Source organism: Roseateles sp. FW301-B2 (genome assembly GCF_058788955.1).
In genome coordinates, this window is sequence record NZ_JBYTBE010000022.1 from 1 (window position 1) to 18,326 (window position 18,326).

Genomic DNA, 18,326 nt, shown 5'->3' on the forward strand with positions numbered 1-18,326 from the left:
GGGTGGGGGTGCTGGCCATGGCTGCGGTCCTTGTCGAGAGGAACTGTGCGGTCTTGCTCGAGGCGCGCGGGCGCTCACGGCAGCATGGGGGCAAAACCTGACCCGGACAAGCGTCCGGGCCCTACGCATTAGGGATGGGGGCACGCGCCCGCCCGTCACCTGCAAGAGCGACGCCGGGCGCTTGCTCGTGGCCGGCGCGGCCGGACAATGCGCGCTTGATCGGCGTCAGCCGCCTGTTTCCAGGTGCGGCGCTGGCTCAGGAGGTTCCCATGCGCCCAGCCATGACCTTCAGCGCGCTCGCGCTCTTGACCCTGGCCGCCCAGGCCCAGCCCGCGCTGGAGCGCGGCAAATACCTGATGGAGGGCATCGTCGCCTGTGGCAACTGCCACCTCGCACGCGGGCCGCAGGGCCAGCCGCTGTTCGAGAAGGGGCTTTCGGGCGGCCTGCCCTTCGACGAGCCGGTGTTCATGGCCTATGCCGCCAACATCACGCCCGACAAGGCCACCGGCATCGGCAACTGGACCGATGCCCAGCTCGCCAAGGCGATACGCGAGGGCATGCGCCCGGACGGCCGCCTGATCGGCCCGCCGATGCCGATCGAGTACTACCGCCATCTCTCGGATGCCGACCTCGCCGCCCTCATTGCCTATCTGCGTGCGCAGCCGGCGGTGCGCAATGCGGTGCCCAAGTCCAGCTACAAGATGCCGCTGCCGCCCAACTATGGCCCGCCGCTGCAGAGCGTGCAGGCGCCGCCCAGGAGCGAGCAGCTCAAGTACGGCGAGTACCTGGCCAATATCGGCCATTGCATGGACTGCCACACCGCGCGCGACGAGCGCGGCATGCCGGTGCCAGGCAGAGTCGGTGCCGGCGGCATGGAGTTCAAGGGGCCCTGGGGCATCAGCGTGTCGCGCAACCTGACCTCGCATGAGAGCGGCCTCAAGAGCTGGAGCGATGCACAGATCGCCAGGGCGATACGCGAGGGCGTGGACCGCCAGGGCCAGCCCTACAAGCCGCCGATGGCCTATCCCTTCTACAAGAACATCAACGATGCCGACATGGCGGCGCTGATCAGCTACCTGCGCTCGCTGGCGCCGGTGGCCAATGGAGGCAAGACCTAGCGATGTGATCCTTATGCCTTCCTGATGCGCTCGGCGCGACAAACGCGTCACCGGGCCAAACCATTCACAAGGCCCGGCGACGTGAATGCATCAGGAGGACTTGAATGTTCATCATCGAATGGCTGGGCTCCGGCCCGCTTTACTACACCCTGCTTGGCCTGGCCGGCCTGGGCGCGCTGGCGCTGCTGGCCTTTGCCCTGGGCATGGTGCGCTACATCCCCAACGAACGCATCGGCGTGGTGGAAAAACTCTGGAGCCTGCGCGGCTCGGTGCAGGCCGGCCTCTTGGCCATGCAGGGCGAGGCCGGCTTCCAGCCGGCGCTGCGCCGCGGCGGCTTCCACTTCTTCCCGCCGCTGCAATACCGTGTGCACATCCACCCCATGGTGTCGGTGACCCAGGGCAAGCTGGGCTATGTGTTTGCGCGCGACGGCATCGATCTGCCGGCCGGCCAGACCCTGGCCAGCAATGCGCAGGTGAGCGATTTTCTCGACGTGCGCGGCTTCCTCGCCGGTGGCGGCCAGAAGGGCCCGCAGCGCAAGATCCTGCGCGAGGGCACCCACATCATCAACCCGGCCCTGTTCGTGGTGATGACCGAGGAGAGCACCTACGCGCTGAACATGGACGCGCAGGAGCGCGCCTACTACGAGCGCATGCGCGAGCTGCTGGACGAACGCGCCGGCTTCAGCCCGGTGGTGATCAAGGAAAGCCGCGGCGCGCATGAGAGCGACCAGCTCGCCATCGTCACCGTGCAGGACGGCCCGGCGCTGGCGCGCGATGAGCTGCTGGCGCCCGATGTGGGCGACGCGCACAACAGCTTCCAGGAGCCCGAGCGCTTTCTGGAAGCCGGTGGCCGGCGCGGCCGCCAGGAGCGCGTGCTGGTGGAGGGCACCTACTACATCAACCGCCTGTTCGCGACGGTGGAGTTCATCGCCAAGACCATCATCCCGGTGGGCTTTGTGGGCGTGGTGGTGTCCTACACCGGCCGCAAGGGCGAGGATACCTCGGGCAGCGAGTACAGCCATGGCGAGTTGGTGGAGGGCGGCTGCCGCGGCGTCTGGCGCGACCCGCTGATGCCCGGCAAGTACGCCTTCAACACCTATGCCGGCAAGATCGAGCTGGTGCCCACCACCAACTTCGTGCTGATGTGGCAATCGGGCGAGAGCGGCTCCAGCTTCGACTCGAATCTGCGCGAGATCACCCTCATCACCAAGGACGCCTTCGAGCCCCAGCTGCCGCTCTCGGTGGTGGTGCATATCGACTACCGCAAGGCGCCCATGGTGGTGCAGCGCTTCGGCAATGTGAAGCAGCTGGTGGAGCAGACCCTGGACCCGATGGTGTCGAGCTACTTCAAGAACGTCTCGCAGACGCGCACCTTCATCGAGCTGATCCAGTCGCGCAGCGAGCTGCAGGCGAATGCCTCACACGATATGCGCGAGCGCTTCCTGGCCTACTCGCTGGAGTTCCAGGAGGTGCTGATCGGCACGCCCAAGCCGCAGGCGGGCGACCACAAGATCGAGAGCATCATGGCCCAGCTGCGCGACCGCCAGATCGCACGCGAGCAGGTCGAGACCTTTGCGCAAAAGGAGATCGCCGCCAACAAGCAGCGCGAGCTCAACGAGGCCGAGAAGCGCGCCGAGAAGCAGGCCGAGCTGACCGCCTCGCTGGTGGACATCTCGATCAAGGAGAACCACGGCTCGGCCAGCGTCAAGGCCGCGGAAAAGAAGCGTCAGGAGATCGAGGCGCTGGCGCAGGCCGACCGCTTCCGCCAGGAGGCCGAGGGCCAGGGCCGCGCCGCCGCGATCCGCAGCGTGGGCGAGGCCGAGGGCGCGGCCATCCAGGCCAAGTCGGATGCCCTGCAGGGCGAGGGCGCCGACAAGCAGCTGATGCAGACGGTGATGCTGCGCCTGGCCGAGGCCTTTGAGACCGCCAAGGTGCCGCTGGTGCCGCAGATCCAGCTGGGTGGCGGCGCCGACGCGAATGCCTTCTCGACTCTGCTGGGCCTGATGGGCGCGCTGAAGGCGCGCGAGCTTGGCAGCGAGTGAGGCCCCGGATCAGCGCGTGACGATGTCGCGGTGCATCGGCGCCAGCAGGGCCAGCAGGCGGTTCTGCGTGGCGAAGGGAATGCCGGCCGCGTCCATCGCCGCCTGCAGATCCTCCACCAGGGCGTTGAAATGCGCGTGCGTGATGCCCAGGTCCGCATGCACGGCCCTCATCGCGCCGCCCTCGTACCTGCAGGGGCCGCCGCTGGCGGCGCAGATCTGGTCGGTGAGCTGTTCGACCAGGTTGTTGGGATTGGCGTCCTTGAAGATGTGCTTGATGCGCGCGTCATTGAACAGGCGCGGCACGAAGTCGGCGTTCAGGCGCGTGATGCCGGCCTTGCCGCCCAGCGCCTGGTAGAGCTCGTCCCTGGGGGCTTGTGCGCCGGCCTGCAGGCAGTGGAGGGCTAGGGCCAGGGCGGCGATGCTGAGGTGATGCTTCATGGTCGTCAGAACGCCAGTTGGGCCGAGAGGTAGGCGCCGGTCTGGCGCCGCGGCACGATGCCGGGCACGATGGACCCCAGGTCCACATAGGCGGCGGTGATCGAGACCTGCTTGTTCGGCGCCCAGGCCACGAACAGGTCCCACCAGTCGTCTTCCTTCAGCGCCGCGCCCAGGGCCGAGGGGTTGAGCTTGTCGGGCTTGACGCGGTACTCGGCACCCAGCGCCAGGTGCTTGCTGAAGAGATAGGCCACCGAGACTTCGGGGCAGAGGCTGAGGCTGCTGCTGGCGCTGCCGCCAAAACCCAGCAGGCCGGTCTGGTTGGCCTTGGTAGCGCGCAGGGTCAGGTTGACCAGCGTGCTCTGCGCCAGCAGCAGCTTGGTGGCACTGACATAGAGATCCAGGCCATGAGTCTTGGCGCCCAGGCTCTTGAGCGTGGCTTCCAGGCCGCCCGCGTCCAGGCGCTTGGCTTGCAGACCCAGGGCGAGCTGGGGCATCAGCTGGTCGCTGTCCAGCACCGCATCACCGGCCACGCGCAGCTTGGCGCCGGCCATCGTCTGCTTCAGGTGCAGGCCGGGCAGGCCCAGGGCGGTGCCGGCGGGGCCGGTGCTGAAATCCTGGCGCGCCAGCGAGAACTCGGCGCGGTCATGCAGGCTCACGAGCACACCGAAGCTGTTGAGGCTGTAGTCCTGGCTGCTCACGCGGGTCAGGTAGGCGCTGCCGCCCACCTCGCCGGCGCTGGCATAGCTGCCGGTGACGGCCCAGGGCGTGAGCCCGCCGCCGGCCGCGCCCTCGATGGTGGAGACGCCGCCGGTCAGCAGCAGCTTGCCCTGGGCGGCGCAGAGCAGGGGCAGGGCCAGCAAGAGGCTGGCGATGGCGCGGGGCAGGCACATGGGGTTGGATCCGGCTCAAGCAGTGCGCCATTGTGTCGTGAAGCCGTGAGCCTGTGCGGCCACGCCGCGTGTGGTCACTGCTACATTTGTGGAGGCCTCATCGCCGCGGCCACCCCCCTATTGCCAGCCTCTCGGTCATGCCAGATCGAATCGATGCGCCAGACCTGCTGCAACTGACGACCCACATCGTCGAGCAATGGGTGGTGCCCACCTTCATGGTGGGCATCGACGGGCGCCTGCTGGCCTGGAACCGGGCCTGCGAGATCCTCACCGGTATGCCGGCCGCCCAGGCCATGGGCGGCGCGTATCGGCAAGCCTTCTTCGGCGTGGCGCGGCCCTGCCTGGCGGAGCTGCTGGCGCAGGGGCGCAGTGCCGAGATCGCGCGGCTGTTTCCGCGCCATCGCGAGCTGCCCGGCCCCAGCCCCGGCGTGCATGCCGAATGCTGGATGGAAATGCCCTTGCGCGGCATGGAGCGCTATCTGGCCATCGACGCCAGCCCCGTGCGGGACCCGGCGGGGCAGCTGTTGGCGGTGCTCGAATCCCTGCACGACACGACGGAGCGCGAGCGCGCCAATGCGCGCTTCCGGCGCCTGTTCGAATCCTCGCCCGATCCGGTCTGGATCATCGAGGGCAATCGCTTCGTGGACTGCAACGACGCGGCGGTCGCGATGCTGGGCTACCGCAGCCGCCATGAGCTGCTCAACACCCATCCTTCGCAGCTCTCGCCCAGCCATCAGCCCGATGGCGAGGGCTCGTTCGAGAAGGCCGAGCGCATGATGGCGATCGCCGTGGAACAGGGCTTGCACCGCTTCCACTGGGTGCACCAGCGCGCCGACGGCACGCCCTTCGATGCCGAGGTGACGCTGGCGCGCATCGAGCTGGAGGGCCAGGCGGCGATCTACTGCACCTGGCGCGACATCTCCGACCGCAAGCGGGCCGAGGACGCGCTGCGCCTGTATGCCACCGTGTTCCAGCACAGCGGCGAGGCGCTGCTGATCACCGACGCCGACAACCGCATCGTCACCGCCAATGCCGCGCTCACGCGCGACAGCGGCTACACGCTGGACGAGATCCGCGGCCGCAATCCCAGTCTGTTTGCCTCCGGCCTGACACCGCGCGAGAACTATGCGGAACTGTGGCAGGCGCTGGCCGAGCAGGGCTACTGGCAGGGCGAGCTGTGGGACAAGCGCAAGAACGGCAGCGTGTTCGCCAAATGGGCCGTCATCACCGCGGTGCGCGATCCGCAAGGGCGGGTGCGCAACTACATCGCCTCCTACACGGACATGAGCCAGCGCCGCGAAGCCGAGGCGCGCATCGACTATCTCGCGCATCACGACGCGCTCACCGGCCTGTTCAACCGCCACAGCCTCGAACACCGGCTCGAGCAGGCGCTGCATACGGCCAGGCGCGACGCCACGGCGGTGGCGACGGTCTTTCTGGACATCGACCGCTTCAAGCTGGTGAACGACACGCTGGGCCACCTGGTCGGCGATCTGCTGCTGAGCGAGGTGGCCAGGCGCCTGAGCTCAACCCTGCGCGAGAGCGACGTGGTGGCGCGCCTGGGCGGCGATGAATTCGTGATCGCCCTGACCGGCTTGAGCCGCAGCGCGGATGCGGTGCCGGTGGTGCAGAAGCTGCATCTGCTGCTGAGCGAGCCCTACCACCTGGCCGAGCGCGTGCTGGGCGTGACCGCCAGCCTGGGCGTGAGCCTGTTTCCGGACGACGGCCAGGACGTCCAGGCGCTCATGAAGCAGGCCGATGTGGCCCTCTATCACGCCAAGGAGATGGGGCGCAACAACTACCAGTTCTTCACCGCGGCGATGACCTTGCGCGCCACCGAGAGGCTGGAGCTGGAGCACGATCTGCGCCATGCCCTGAAGCTCAGCCAGTTCGAACTGCACTACCAGCCCCAATATCGGCTGGCCGATGGCAGCTTGTGCGGCATGGAGGCCTTGCTGCGCTGGCGCCATCCGGTGCGCGGCCTGGTGCCGCCGCTGGCCTTCATCGGCGTGGCCGAGGAGTCCGGCCTGATCGAGTCGCTGGGTGGATGGGTGATCGAAGAGGCCTGCCGTCAGCTGGCGGCCTGGCGCGCCTGCGGCCAGGGGCCGCCATGCGTGGCGGTCAATGTGTCGGTGCAGCAGCTGCGCTCGGACAAGCTGCTGGAGCATGTGCGCGCCGCCCTGCAGCGCCATGGCCTGGAGGGCGAGGCGCTGGAACTGGAGGTGACCGAGTCGGCCGCGATGAGCAAGCCCGAGGAGGCGATCGAACGGCTGCGGGCCTTGCGCGCGCTGGGTCTGCGCCTGGCGCTGGACGACTTCGGCACGGGCTACTCATCGCTGACCTATCTGAAGCTGCTGCCTATCCAGACGCTCAAGCTCGATCGCAGCTTCGTGCACGACCTCGAGACCAATGACAACAGCGCCGCCATCTGCGCCGCCACCCTGGCGCTGGCGCATACCCTGGGTTACGCCGTGGTGGGCGAGGGCGTCGAGACCGCGGCGCAGCAGGAGTTCCTACGCCGCCATGGCTGCGACATGATGCAGGGCTATCTGCTGGGCCGCCCCATGCCGGCGGCGCATTGGGATGCGCTGTGGTCGGCGCGCAGCTAGCTCACCAGCCGCCGATATTGGGCATGCTGGTCCAGGGCTCGGCCGGCGCCAGCGCGGGGCCGGCCTGCAGCAGCTCGATTGAGATGTTGTCGGGCGAGCGCACAAAAGCCATGCGGCCATCGCGCGGCGGCCGCACGATGGTCACGCCATGCTCCATCAGGCGCCGGCAGCTCGCGTAGATGTCGTCCACCGCATAGGCGATATGGCCGAAGTTGCGTGCGCCGCCATAGTCTTCGCTGTCCCAGTTGTAGGTCAGCTCGACCTGTGCATCGTGGTCGCCCGGGGCGGCCAGGTAGACCAGGGTGAAGCGGCCGGCGGCATGCTCGCTGCGGCGCACTTCTTCAAGGCCCAGGGCGTCGCGGTAGAAGGCCAGGCTCTGGTCCAGATCGGCCACGCGGACCATGGTGTGAAGGTATTTCATCGGCTGCTCATCGGTGCGGAGGATGGCGCCATTGTGCTTGCCTGGCCCGGCCGCTGCTGGCTCGGGGTCTTGCCGCCCGGCACGCCCATCAGCAGATTCAGCACCGGCACGCGCCGCAGCGCCAGATAGCCCAGCAGGCTTGAGCCCAGGGTCAGCGCGATCAGCAGCGGCCCTTCCACGGCGGCCGGCAGCTGCAGCGGCAGCAGGGCGCGGCTCAGCAGCACGATCAGGGTCTGGTGCAGGATGTAGACGCAGAAGATGGCGCTGTTGAGCGCGGCGCGCCAGCGGTGGTCGAAGTCCAGATGCTGCTTGGCAAGGCCGCAGATCGCCACCAGGCACCACCATTGCATGGCGCCATAGAGGCCGCGCTGGGCCCAGCGCAGCGCGTCGGGCGGGGCCAGGTCTTGATAGTGCTGGAAGTAGAGCTGCACCAGCGTCCAGGACGCGGCGGCCAGGCCCAGGGCCAGGTTGCGGTGGCGGCGTGCCAGCTCCCAGAGCTCGCTGCGCGCCGCCAGCAGGCCCAGCAGGAACAGCCAGCCGTACTGCACATGGTTGTACCAATCCCAGCTGAGGTTGTGCGTGGACGGGAACAGGCCCACCAGGCTGCGCGCCGCCATCAGCGGCAGCGCCAGCAGGCCCAGCAGGCGCCAGCCACCGCCGGGCCCGGACATCCAGGCGCCAGCGGCGGCGCTGAGGCGGGGCCAGGTCTTGAGCAGGGCATAGCCCAGCAGGCTGTAGACCCACAGATAGGGCAGGAACCAGAGATGGTTCCAGGTCGGCAGGGTGAGGCAGCCGTCCTTATCGCAGAAGCCTTGATAGGCCTGCAGATAGAGGCGCATGAAGTCGCCGTAGCTGCCACCGTACTGGACCTTGGTGACGACCTCGAAATAGGCCTGTGGCGGCACGATCACCAGCATGCCGAACAGCAGCGGCCAGAGCAGGCGCTTGCTGCGCGAGCGCACAAAGCCCGGCCCGCGCTGCAGCAGGCCCTGGCTGGCCGCGCCGGCGATCAGGAACAGCAGGCCCAGGCGCCAGGGCGAGCTGAGCATCATGAAGGGCTCCAGGCCGGGATAGAGGGTGGCGCTCTTCACATGCCAGCCCCAGCTGACGTAGTACATGCCCACGTGATAGGGCACCAGCAGGGCGAAGGCGAGGATGCGCAGCCAGTCGAGGAAGTACTGGCGGCCTTGGGGCAGGGGGTGGCTGTTCATGGGCGCCAGCATCGCGGCGGGGCGGCGCCGGCACAAGCGGGCTGTGGCGAGTTGCTAGCCGGCTGGGGCGAGCTGGCTGCGGTAGCTGCGCGAGACGCGCAGCTGTGCGCCGCAGCTGAGCGTCAGCTGCGCCTCGCCATGCGGCAGCGGGGCGATCGCCCTGATGTGGGCGGCGTTCACCGCATGGCTGCGGTGCACGCGCACGAACAAGCCCTGGGCGGCCGGGTGGGCGAGGAAGTCGGCGAGGCTGCGGCGCTCCAGAAAGCACTCGGGCGGCGCGTGCAGCTCGATGTAGTTGTCGGCCGCCGCCACCCATTGCAGCTCGCTCATCGGCAGCTTCACCAGGGCGCCGCGCCGGTTCTCCACCAGCCAATGCGCGGCCACCGGTTGCAGCTGCTGCAGGGCGCTCAAGAGCGAGCCGCGCGCCTGCTGGCGCTGACCCAGGCGCGCGCGCAGGCGGCGCAGGCATTCCGCCAGCCGCTCGGGCGTGTAGGGCTTGAGCAGATAGTCCACCGCGTTGAGCTCGAAGGCCTGCACGGCGTATTCGTCATAGGCGGTGGAGAAGGCGCAGACCACGCCGGGCGGCAGCTGCAGGGCCAGCTCCAGCCCGCTCTGGCCGGGCATCTGGATGTCCAGCAACACCGCGTCCACCGGCTGCTCGGCCAGCATCCGCAGCGCCTGCGCGGCATCGCCGGCCTCGCCCAGCCAGCTGATGCCGGCATCGCGCTGCAGCAGGTGGCGCAGCTTGGCCAGCGCCGGCGGTTCGTCGTCGACGATCAGCAACCTCATGCGAGCCGCCCCGTCAGTGGCAGGCTGAGGCTCAGCACCGCCCCGCCGCCGGCGCGCGGCGCCAGCAGCACCTCGGCGCCGCTGCCGAAGCTGGCCAGCACGCGTTCACGCAGATTGGCCAGGCCGAAGGCGCCCTCGCGTTCGGTGCGCTGCGGAGCGATGCCGCTGTTCTCCACCCGTATCAGCAAGAGCTGACCCTGCAGCTGCGCGGCCACCAGCAACTCGACCTCGGCCGAACTGGCCGCCACATCGTGCTTGACGGCGTTCTCCACCGGCGAGATCAGCAGCAGGGCCGGCAGCTGGCAGGCGCGCGCCGCCGCGCTGGCCTCGACGCGCACGCGCAGCCGGCCGCCAAAGCGTGCCTGCATCAGATCCAGAAAGGGCTGCACCAGGCGCAGCTCCTCGTCCAGGCTGTGCCAGCCGGCCTGCTGGGCCTTGAGGGTCTGGCGCAGCAGATCGCTGAGCTGGCACAGCAGGCGGTCGGCCTTGGCGACGTCCTCGTACATGGTGGCCGAGATCAGGTTCAGGCTGTTGAAGAGGAAGTGCGGCTGCACCTGCTCGGCCAGGCGCGCCAGCCGCGCCTCGGCCAGTTCGCCGCGCAGGCGCTGCGCCTGCAGGCTGAGGTAAAGGCCATGGCAGATGGCGACGGCGAAGCCATAGGACACCAGGTCCTTGCCGGCCTCGTAGGCCAGCACCTGGATCGGGCTGTCGGTGTCGTAGTCCACTCTCATCAGGGCGTAGACCCCGAAGCGGATCGCGAACATGCCGGACACATGGGCCAGGATGTAGGCCGCGGCCCCCAGCAAGTGACGCCCCAGCTGCCGCCAGCGCGAATGCAGCGCCAGGCCGGCCACATGCCAGCGGTAGACGGCCACCCCCAGCAAGCCGCCGCAGAGCACCGAGCTCAGCTCCCAGAGAAAGGGCTCCCAGGGGTGGCTGCCGCCGCGCGCCAGGTAATGCTGCAGCTCGGCCACGCTGAGCAGCAGGCCGATGGCCAGCACCAGGCCGGCGTAGAGGCCCCAGAGGCGGCGCGTGTCGGTGGACGAAGAAGCCATAGGGGCCAAACCATAGCAGCTGTGGCGCGCGCGGCCGGCCGCTTTGCCCCGGCCCTGTGCCGGCTCGCCACAGGGCCTAGACTTCCGGCATCACGAAGCAGCTAGATAGAGCAGCACATGAAGATTTGCATCGTCGGCGCGGGCGCCATCGGGGGCTGGTTCGCGGCCCATGTCGGACACCGGCTGGGCGCGGAGGTGGAGCTCAGCGCGCTGGCGCGCGGCGCCACCCTGGCGGCCCTGCGCGAGCATGGCCTGCGCATGGACAGCGGTGGCCAGCTCATCACGGTGCCGATACGCGCCAGCGATCTGCCCGCCGACCTGGGCCCGCAGGACCTCGTCGTGCTGGCCGTGAAGGGCCCGGCGCTGGCCGCCGTGGCGCCGCTGGTGCGTGCCCTGATGGGCCCCGAGACGCGCGTGCTGGTGGCGATGAACGGCGTGCCCTGGTGGTTCTTCAAGGGCTTCGAGGGCCCTTGCCAGGGGCTGCAGCTGCAGTCGGTGGACCCGGGCGGCCTGATCGCCCAGGCGATTCCGGCCGAGCGCGTGATCGGCAGCGTGGTGCACGCCAGCTGCTCGACGCCCGAGCCCGGCCTGGTCAGGCATGCGATGGGCATGGGCCTGATCATCGGCGACCCGGCCGGCGGCCGCCCGCCGCATATCACCGCGCTGGCCGAGCTGCTGACGCGGGCCGGTTTCAACGCCACGGTCTCCGAGCGCATCCAGAAGGACATCTGGTTCAAGCTCTGGGGCAATATGACCATGAACCCGATCTCGGCGCTGACCGGGGCCACCTGCGATCGCATCCTGGATGACGAGCTGGTGCGCGGTTTCGTCACCGCGGTGATGCGCGAGGCTGCCGCGATTGGCGAGCACATCGGCTGCGCGGTGGGCCAGACGCCCGAGCAGCGCCACGAGGTGACGCGCAAGCTGGGGGCCTTCAAGACCTCGATGCTGCAGGACGCCGAGGCCGGCCGCACGCTGGAGCTCAATGCCCTGGTGGCCTCGGTGCGCGAGATCGGCCAGCATTGCGGCATCGCCACGCCCTATACCGATGCGATGCTGGGCCTGACGCGCCTGATGGCGCAGACGCGCGGGCTGCTGTAGGCATGGGCGTTCAGCCGAAGGGGCGCACGCCAATCCACGCGCCATGCGCCCAGAAGGCGAAGCCGGCCCAGGCGGCGATGCCGATCGCCAGCGTCAGCAGCGTGCCGGCGGCGGTGGCCTGGATGGGGGCGGGCGGATTGGCGCGATCGCGCTGACGCGCGGCGCGGAAGCTCAAGGCGGCCCAGATCAGGAAGCTGCCGAACAGCAGCACATCGGCCAGGGTGTTGTTGGCCAGCAGATGCGCCAGCGCCCAGGTCTTGATGCCCAGCACCATGGGGTGGCGCAGCCGCGCCTTCAGATGGTTGCGCGGCACATAGGCGGCCGCCAGCAGCACGAAGGCGATCAGGGTCAGGAGGGCGGCCAGATGCGCCATGCCCTTGGGCGTGGCCCACAGCGGCTGCGGCGCGAGGCGGGCCTGGCCATAGCCCCAGATCAGCAGCGCGAAGCCGGCGATCGAGACCAGGCTGTAGAGGCCCTTGTAAGGTTGCTCGCCGAGGCGCGCGCGCGTGCTGTTGCGCCAGTCTTCGGCCACGATGCGCAGCGAGTGCACGCCCAGGAACAGCAGCAGTCCGAGAATCAGATAAGCCATATTGAGAAGCTCTCCTTGTAGGGCGCCTTTGTACGCGAGATTTGTACGCGAACTTCGCGGCTTGCGCCGCGCGGGCTTTCGTGAATGATGTATTCTCTAAATATATCTATTCAAGGAGCAGGACATGACCCTGGGTGTGGGCGGCAAGAGCGCCGAAGAGGCCCTGATGGGCCTGGGCAACATGATGGCCGGCGCGCAGCCCATCGCCCTGGAGGAATACCGCGGGCGCGTGGCCAGGGCGCAGGCGCGCATGCGCGAGCTCGGCTGGTCGGCCATCTATGTGCATGCCGGCACCAATCTGCGCTACTTCACGGGTACCATCTGGTACCCCAGCGAGCGCCTGGTGGGCGCCGTCATCCCGGCCGAGGGCGAGCCGCAGTACCTGGCGCCGGCCTTCGAGGAGGGCACGCTGCGCGAATACATGCAGGTGCCGGGCGCGCTGCATCTGTGGCACGAGCACGAGAGCCCCTATGCGCTGCTGGTCCAGGTGTTGCAGGGCCTGGGCGTGGCGGGCGGCGCCAAGGTCGGCCTGAGCGAGGACTGCCCCTTCTTCGTGGTGGACGGCCTGCAGCAACAGGCTTCGGGCCACCAGTGGCTGAACGCCAAGCCGGTGACGGCGCATGGCCGCATGCGCAAGTCCGCCCATGAGCTGGCGCTGATGCAGCGCGCGCATGACATGACGATGGCGGTGCACCGCGCGGCCGCCAGCATGCTGCGCCCCGGCATCAGCACCGTGGAGGTGGAGGCCTTCATCGCCCAGGCGCACAAGCGCGTCGGCGCGAGCGGCTCCTACTTCTGCATCGTGTTGTTCGGCGGTGCCAGCGCCTTCCCGCATGGCGTGAAGGAGCCGCAGATCCTGCAGGACGGCGACATGGTGCTGATCGACACCGGCTGCCTGGTGCATGGCTATATGTCCGACATCACGCGCAGCTATGTGTTCGGCGCGCCGAGCGCACGCCAGCGCGAGATCTGGAATCTGGAGCAGGCGGCGCAGGCGGCGGCCTTCGCGGCGGCACAGCTGGGCACGCCCTGCTGCGAGGTGGACCGCGCCGCGCGCCGCGTGCTGCAGGCCGCCGGCCTGGGGCCTGGCTATGCGCTACCCGGCCTGCCGCACCGCACCGGCCACGGCTGCGGCCTGGACATCCACGAGTGGCCCTATCTGGTGGACAACGACCAGACGCTGCTGGAGCCCGGCATGTGCTTCAGCAACGAACCGATGATCGTCTGCCCGGGCGAGTTCGGCGTGCGCCATGAGGACCATGTCTATATGACGGCCGAGGGCCCGCGCTGGTTCAGCCAGCCGGCCCATTCGGTGGACGATCCCTTCGGCCTGGCTCAGGCGTAAGCCGTGGCCAGGGCGGCGTGGGGCGCGGGCGCCAGCTGCGCCTCGCGCACATCGCCCTCCAGCTCGCTCAGCAGGGCAAAGCCCAGCCACAGCAGCAGCGGGAACAGCACGGCCCAGAGCAGCAGGGCCCTGACGATGCGCCAGAAGGCCGAGGGCGGGTGCATGGTGAGGGTGTTCATAAAGCCTCCCTGTGCTGATTGATCAATCAGAGCGGCGCGAGCGCACGCTCGAGGCTCCAGAGCAGGGCGGGATACATTACGCCCCAGACGGCGGCCACCAGGACCAGGGCCTTCATCGCGGTGATGAACTTCTGGCCACGGCCGACCATCAGATGCTGTTGCTTCATGGTGCACTCCTTTGCGAGATACGCACTCAACGAGCAAGTGGCGTGCCAGGCTGACAGCCCGGACACTTTGTTTCAGGCCGAACGGTCGACGCGCAGCGCCAGCACCACCGAGGTGGTGGTCTTGATCACCCCCTCCATCTCGCCAATCTCGTCCAGCAGCGCATCCAGCCGCATGGTGGTCTCGGCGCGCAGCAGCGCCATGTAATCGAACTCGCCGCTCACCGAGGCGAGCTGGCGCAGCTCGGGCAGGCGCGAGAGCTTCTTGATCACCTCGCGCTGCGCCTTGGGGCTGAGGCTGATGCCCACATAGGCCTGCACGCCGCGGTCCATGGCCTCGCTGCCCAGGCGCGCCGTGTAGCCCACGATCACCGCCTCCGCCTCCAGGCGGGCCAGCCTGGCCACCACGGTGGTGCGCGCCACGCCCAGTTTGCGTGCGAGGTTGGCCGTGCTTTCGCGCGCGTTCGCCTGCAGCAGGGCGATCAGCTGGCGGTCGACCTGGTCCTTGGGGGTGCTCATGGATAACCCTTGTTTGATGCCAATCGGCAGGATTGTCCGACGAATCGTCAGAACAACAAGGAGTTTCGACGAACTCGCGCTTTCATTCGTCTGCCTGCCTTCCTAGACTGCTGCTCATCCAATCCATTTGTGGAGCATCAAGAAATGAAGATCGCATTGCTGGGCGCAGGCCATATCGGTGAAACCATCGCACGTCTGCTGCATGGCTCGGGTCACTACGACGTCACGGTGTTCGACAAGAACGCCGCCTCGCTGCAGCCGCTGGCGGCCGAGGGCATCAAGGTGCAGACGATCGAGAACGTGGGCCCTGGCTCGGCGGCGCTGGTGCGCGGCTTTGCCGCCATCGTGAATGCACTGCCCTACCAACTCGCGATTCCCGCCGCCCATATGGCGCTGGAGGCCGGCTGCCATTACTTCGACCTCACCGAGGACGTGGCCGCCACCAAGGAGATCATGCGCATTGCCGAGGGCGCCAAGACCGCCTTCATGCCGCAATGCGGTCTGGCGCCCGGCTTCATCGGCATCGTCGCCGCCCACCTGGCGAAGAGCTTCGACAGCCTCAACGACGTGAAGATGCGCGTCGGCGCGCTGCCCGCCTTCCCCACCAATGCGCTCAAGTACAACCTGACCTGGAGCGTGGACGGCCTCATCAACGAGTACTGCCACCCCTGCGAATGCATCCACGACGGCGAGAAGATCGACGCGCTGCCGCTGGAAGGCCTGGAGCATTTCTCGCTGGACGGCACCGAGTACGAGGCTTTCAACACCTCGGGCGGCCTGGGCACCCTGTGCGAAACCCTGGAAGGCAAGGTCAAGAACCTCGACTACAAGACGGTGCGCTACCCCGGCCACCGCGACCTGATGCAGTTCCTGCTGGGCGACCTGATGCTCAAGAACGACCAGGAGCTGCTCAAGGACATCATGCGCAAGAGCATGCCCGCCACCATGCAGGACGTGGTGCTGGTGTTCGTGACCGTCTCGGGCATGAAGAACGGCCGCCTGGTGCAGGAGGTGTTCGCCCGCAAGATCTTTGCCGAACGCGACGGCGCCCGCCCGCTCTCGGCCATCCAGATCACCACCGCCGCCGGCATGTGCGCCGCGGTCGATCTGTTCCGCCAGGGCAAGCTGCCGCAGTCCGGCTTCGTGGCGCAGGAGCAGGTCTCGCTGCCCGAGTTCCTGGCCAACGAGTTCGGCAAGGCCTATCAGCAATCGCGCCAGGTCGAGTCCATCGGTTGAGCTGAGAGAGCGAGAATCCCGGCATGAACACGCACACCACTGATCTTCTGAACGCCCTGGGCGTTCCCTCCTCGGCCTATACCGGCGGCACGCTGCAGGTGCGCTCGCCCATCGACGGCGCCGCCCTCGGCGCCGTGCACGAGGCCTCGGCCGAGGACATGCGCGCCGCCGTGGCGCGCGCCCATGCGGCCTTCCTGCAATGGCGCAATGTGCCGGCGCCCAAGCGCGGCGAGCTGGTGCGCCTGTTCGGCGAAGAGCTGCGCGCCCACAAGGCCGACCTGGCCCGCCTGGTCTCGCTGGAGGCCGGCAAGGTCACCAGCGAAGGCGAGGGTGAGGTGCAGGAGATGATCGACATCTGCGACTTCGCCGTCGGTCTGAGCCGCCAGTTGCATGGCCTGACCATCGCCAGCGAGCGCCCCGGCCACCGCATGATGGAGCAGTACCTGCCGCTGGGCGTGGTGGGCATCATCTCGGCCTTCAACTTCCCGGTGGCCGTGTGGGCCTGGAACTCGGCCCTGGCCCTGGTCTGCGGCGATACCTGCATCTGGAAGCCGTCCGAAAAGACGCCGCTGACGGCACTTGCCACACAGGCCCTTTTCGAGAAGGCCGTGGCGCGCTATGCAGGCGCGCCTGCGCACCTCTCGCAGCTGCTGAATGGCGGCGCGGCGGTGGGCGAGGCGATGGTGGACCATCCGCAAGTGGCCCTGATCTCGGCCACCGGCTCGACCCGCATGGGCCGTGCCGTGGGCCCGCGCGTGGCCGCGCGCTTCGGCCGCTGCCTGCTCGAGCTGGGCGGCAACAACGCCATCATCGTGACCCCCAGCGCCGACCTCGACCTGGCGGTGCGCGGCATCCTGTTCGGTGCCTATGGCACGGCCGGCCAGCGCTGCACCACCACGCGCCGCGTGATCGCGCACAGCAGCATCCACGATGAACTGGTGAACCGCCTCGACAAGGCGCGCGCCCAGCTCAAGATCGGCAACCCGATGGAAGCCGGCAATCTGATCGGCCCGCTGATCGACCAGGCGGCCTTCGACGCGATGCAACAGGCCCTGGCCGCGGCACGCGCGCAGGGCGGAGCGGTGAGCGGTGGCGAGCGTGCGCTGGCGGATGCCTGCCCGCAAGCCTGGTATGCCGTGCCGGCCCTGGTGCGCATGCCGGCGCAGACCGAGATCGTCAAGCACGAGACCTTTGCGCCCATCCTCTACACCCTGAAGTACGAGAGCCTGGAGCAGGCCATCGCGCTGCAGAACGAGGTGCCGCAAGGCCTGTCCTCGGCCATCTTCACCAATGACGTGCGCGAGGCCGAGGCCTTCATGTCGGCCAGCGGTTCGGACTGCGGCATTGCCAACGTCAATATCGGCACCTCGGGCGCCGAGATCGGTGGCGCCTTCGGCGGTGAGAAGGAAACCGGCGGTGGCCGCGAGTCCGGCTCCGACGCCTGGAAGGCCTATATGCGCCGCACCACCAACACGGTGAACTATTCGCGCGAGCTGCCGCTGGCACAGGGCGTGAAGTTCGACATCTAAGCCCCCTCGTTTCTCGATGGCACAAAGCCCGGCATGCCCGGGCTTTGCTTTGCCCTGCCTGGAGTTTGAAAACCCTATGCTGGAATCCGGCCTCTACCGCTTGCTCGGCAGCGCCATCGGCGTGGCCGCCGCGTCCGACACCTTTGCCCAACTGCAGGTCGCGCCCGCCCTGCATCGGCCCGTCACCGACACCGTCTCGCGCGCCGAGCTGGCGCAGTCGCTCAACATGGCGCTGTTCCGCGACGTCACGCTGCGCGTGCCCGCCGCCGCGGCCTATGTGGCCGAGCAGCGGCGCGCCGGCCAGCGCCTCAGCTTCGACCATGGCGCGCTGCGCACGGTGGCCTGGGCCAGCGGCGCGCTGCCGCCCGGCGAGGCCGCCATCACCCGCGTGCTGCGCCCCCTGGGCTTTGCCCTGGCCGAGACCTATCCGCTGCCGGCGCTGAAGATGACCGGCCGCGCCTGGTGCCATGAAGACCTGCCGGAGGACATCGCGCAGTTCTTCGTTTCCGAGCTGCACCCCGAGCGCTTCTCGAGCGGCTTCCAGGCCGCGGTGACGCGCGTGCTCTCCAGCTCGCGCGACCCGTTGAGCCCGCAGGACATGGCCTGGCTGGAGCAGCTGGCGCGCGACCAGGCCCTGCCCTGGGCGGCCGCCCTGGCCCTGCTGCCGCATCTGATCGCCTGCTTCGATCGCCAGCATGGTCTGATCGCGCTGGAGGACTACCAGGCCCTGCTGCTGGAATCCGCCGAGATGGCCTGGATCGCCACCGAGGGCACGGCCTTCAACCATGCCACCGACCGCGTCGCCGACATCGAGGCCCTGGCCAGCGCGCAGCGCGCGCTGGCGCGCCCGCTCAAGGCGCGCATCGAGGTCTCGGCCTCGGGGCGCGTCAGGCAGACCGCCTTCCGCGCCGCCCAGGTGCAGCGCCAGTTTCTGCATCAGGGTCAGGTCTTGAGCATGGAGGTGCCGGGTTCCTTCTACGAGTTCATCCAGCGCGAGCGCGTGGGCGGCGAGCTGGACCTGGGCTTCGATGCCGGCAATGCCACCGGCATCTTCAAGATGACGGCCCAGGCCGCCGAGGCCTGCTGAGCAC

At 68.6% G+C, this 18,326-nt stretch carries 18 protein-coding genes; 8 read left to right on the top strand and 10 right to left on the bottom strand.

The features are described 5' to 3' along the window. The first annotated feature begins 269 nt into the window (after positions 1 to 269). Both AC3WQY_RS15505 and AC3WQY_RS15510 read left to right on the top strand, forming a co-directional pair. A complete protein-coding gene (locus AC3WQY_RS15505) occupies positions 270 to 1,118 on the top strand; it encodes a c-type cytochrome (protein WP_492709537.1) in 849 nt (282 codons plus the stop codon). A 104-nt stretch (positions 1,119 to 1,222) separates the two neighbouring features. After that, positions 1,223 to 3,160, top strand: coding sequence for an SPFH domain-containing protein (locus tag AC3WQY_RS15510; protein WP_492709538.1), 1,938 nt, complete (start codon positions 1,223 to 1,225; stop codon positions 3,158 to 3,160). 9 nt (positions 3,161 to 3,169) lie between these two features. Here AC3WQY_RS15510 and AC3WQY_RS15515 read toward each other — a convergent pair whose 3' ends face one another. Both AC3WQY_RS15515 and AC3WQY_RS15520 read right to left on the bottom strand, forming a co-directional pair. Continuing rightward, positions 3,170 to 3,598, bottom strand: a complete 429-nt coding sequence (locus tag AC3WQY_RS15515) for a group I truncated hemoglobin (RefSeq protein WP_492709539.1) — start codon at positions 3,596 to 3,598, stop codon at positions 3,170 to 3,172. A gap of 5 nt (positions 3,599 to 3,603) precedes the next feature. Then, complete coding sequence (locus AC3WQY_RS15520) at positions 3,604 to 4,488, bottom strand: DUF3034 family protein (RefSeq protein ID WP_492709540.1); 885 nt, start codon at positions 4,486 to 4,488, stop codon at positions 3,604 to 3,606. A 137-nt stretch (positions 4,489 to 4,625) separates the two neighbouring features. Here AC3WQY_RS15520 and AC3WQY_RS15525 point away from each other — a divergent pair, with 137 nt between their 5' ends. Further along, positions 4,626 to 7,097 (top strand): sensor domain-containing protein, encoded by a 2,472-nt coding sequence (locus tag AC3WQY_RS15525; RefSeq protein WP_492709541.1) that lies wholly within the window; start codon positions 4,626 to 4,628, stop codon positions 7,095 to 7,097. Between the two features lies 1 nt (position 7,098). Here the strand turns inward: AC3WQY_RS15525 and AC3WQY_RS15530 are convergent, their stop codons facing one another. From AC3WQY_RS15530 to AC3WQY_RS15545, 4 genes are read right to left on the bottom strand one after another with little or no spacing between them, the layout of a single operon-like run. Next, positions 7,099 to 7,518: a VOC family protein gene (locus tag AC3WQY_RS15530; protein WP_492709542.1), complete on the bottom strand. Its 420-nt coding sequence runs from the start codon at positions 7,516 to 7,518 to the stop codon at positions 7,099 to 7,101. Then, complete coding sequence (locus AC3WQY_RS15535) at positions 7,515 to 8,729, bottom strand: acyltransferase family protein (protein WP_492709543.1); 1,215 nt, start codon at positions 8,727 to 8,729, stop codon at positions 7,515 to 7,517. Before AC3WQY_RS15535 ends, AC3WQY_RS15530 begins: the two co-directional genes overlap by 4 nt. Positions 8,730 to 8,783: 54 nt before the next feature. Further along, a complete protein-coding gene (locus AC3WQY_RS15540; protein WP_285233993.1) occupies positions 8,784 to 9,518 on the bottom strand; it encodes a LytR/AlgR family response regulator transcription factor in 735 nt (244 codons plus the stop codon). Next, the gene (locus tag AC3WQY_RS15545) at positions 9,515 to 10,573 is read right to left on the bottom strand and encodes a sensor histidine kinase (protein ID WP_492709544.1); all 1,059 of its coding nucleotides are present in this window, start codon (positions 10,571 to 10,573) and stop codon (positions 9,515 to 9,517) included. Before AC3WQY_RS15545 ends, AC3WQY_RS15540 begins: the two co-directional genes overlap by 4 nt. A gap of 117 nt (positions 10,574 to 10,690) precedes the next feature. Here AC3WQY_RS15545 and AC3WQY_RS15550 point away from each other — a divergent pair, with 117 nt between their 5' ends. After that, the gene (locus AC3WQY_RS15550; protein ID WP_285233991.1) at positions 10,691 to 11,674 is read left to right on the top strand and encodes a 2-dehydropantoate 2-reductase; all 984 of its coding nucleotides are present in this window, start codon (positions 10,691 to 10,693) and stop codon (positions 11,672 to 11,674) included. A gap of 10 nt (positions 11,675 to 11,684) precedes the next feature. On the opposite strand, the gene AC3WQY_RS15555 is transcribed toward AC3WQY_RS15550, so the two are convergent. Further along, positions 11,685 to 12,263, bottom strand: coding sequence for an NnrU family protein (locus AC3WQY_RS15555; protein ID WP_285233990.1), 579 nt, complete (start codon positions 12,261 to 12,263; stop codon positions 11,685 to 11,687). A 124-nt stretch (positions 12,264 to 12,387) separates the two neighbouring features. Here AC3WQY_RS15555 and AC3WQY_RS15560 point away from each other — a divergent pair, with 124 nt between their 5' ends. After that, a complete protein-coding gene (locus AC3WQY_RS15560) occupies positions 12,388 to 13,608 on the top strand; it encodes a M24 family metallopeptidase (protein ID WP_285233989.1) in 1,221 nt (406 codons plus the stop codon). On the opposite strand, the gene AC3WQY_RS15565 is transcribed toward AC3WQY_RS15560, so the two are convergent. From AC3WQY_RS15565 to AC3WQY_RS15575, 3 genes are all read right to left on the bottom strand, one after another. Then, positions 13,599 to 13,787: a hypothetical protein gene (locus tag AC3WQY_RS15565; protein WP_285233988.1), complete on the bottom strand. Its 189-nt coding sequence runs from the start codon at positions 13,785 to 13,787 to the stop codon at positions 13,599 to 13,601. The genes AC3WQY_RS15560 and AC3WQY_RS15565 overlap by 10 nt on opposite strands. A gap of 26 nt (positions 13,788 to 13,813) precedes the next feature. Then, the gene (locus AC3WQY_RS15570; RefSeq protein ID WP_285233987.1) at positions 13,814 to 13,954 is read right to left on the bottom strand and encodes a hypothetical protein; all 141 of its coding nucleotides are present in this window, start codon (positions 13,952 to 13,954) and stop codon (positions 13,814 to 13,816) included. Between the two features lie 72 nt (positions 13,955 to 14,026). Then, entirely contained in the window at positions 14,027 to 14,470 is a 444-nt protein-coding gene (locus AC3WQY_RS15575; protein ID WP_285233986.1) for an Lrp/AsnC family transcriptional regulator, read from the bottom strand. A gap of 144 nt (positions 14,471 to 14,614) precedes the next feature. Between AC3WQY_RS15575 and AC3WQY_RS15580 the strand changes: the two genes are divergently transcribed. The 3 genes from AC3WQY_RS15580 (at position 14,615) to AC3WQY_RS15590 (ending at position 18,322) form a co-directional block, all read left to right on the top strand. Further along, a complete protein-coding gene (locus AC3WQY_RS15580; protein WP_285233985.1) occupies positions 14,615 to 15,706 on the top strand; it encodes a saccharopine dehydrogenase family protein in 1,092 nt (363 codons plus the stop codon). 23 nt (positions 15,707 to 15,729) lie between these two features. Beyond that, positions 15,730 to 17,235: an L-piperidine-6-carboxylate dehydrogenase gene (gene amaB, locus AC3WQY_RS15585; RefSeq protein ID WP_285233984.1), complete on the top strand. Its 1,506-nt coding sequence runs from the start codon at positions 15,730 to 15,732 to the stop codon at positions 17,233 to 17,235. A 76-nt stretch (positions 17,236 to 17,311) separates the two neighbouring features. Beyond that, complete coding sequence (locus AC3WQY_RS15590; RefSeq protein WP_285233983.1) at positions 17,312 to 18,322, top strand: 2-oxoadipate dioxygenase/decarboxylase family protein; 1,011 nt, start codon at positions 17,312 to 17,314, stop codon at positions 18,320 to 18,322. Positions 18,323 to 18,326 lie beyond the last annotated feature (4 nt).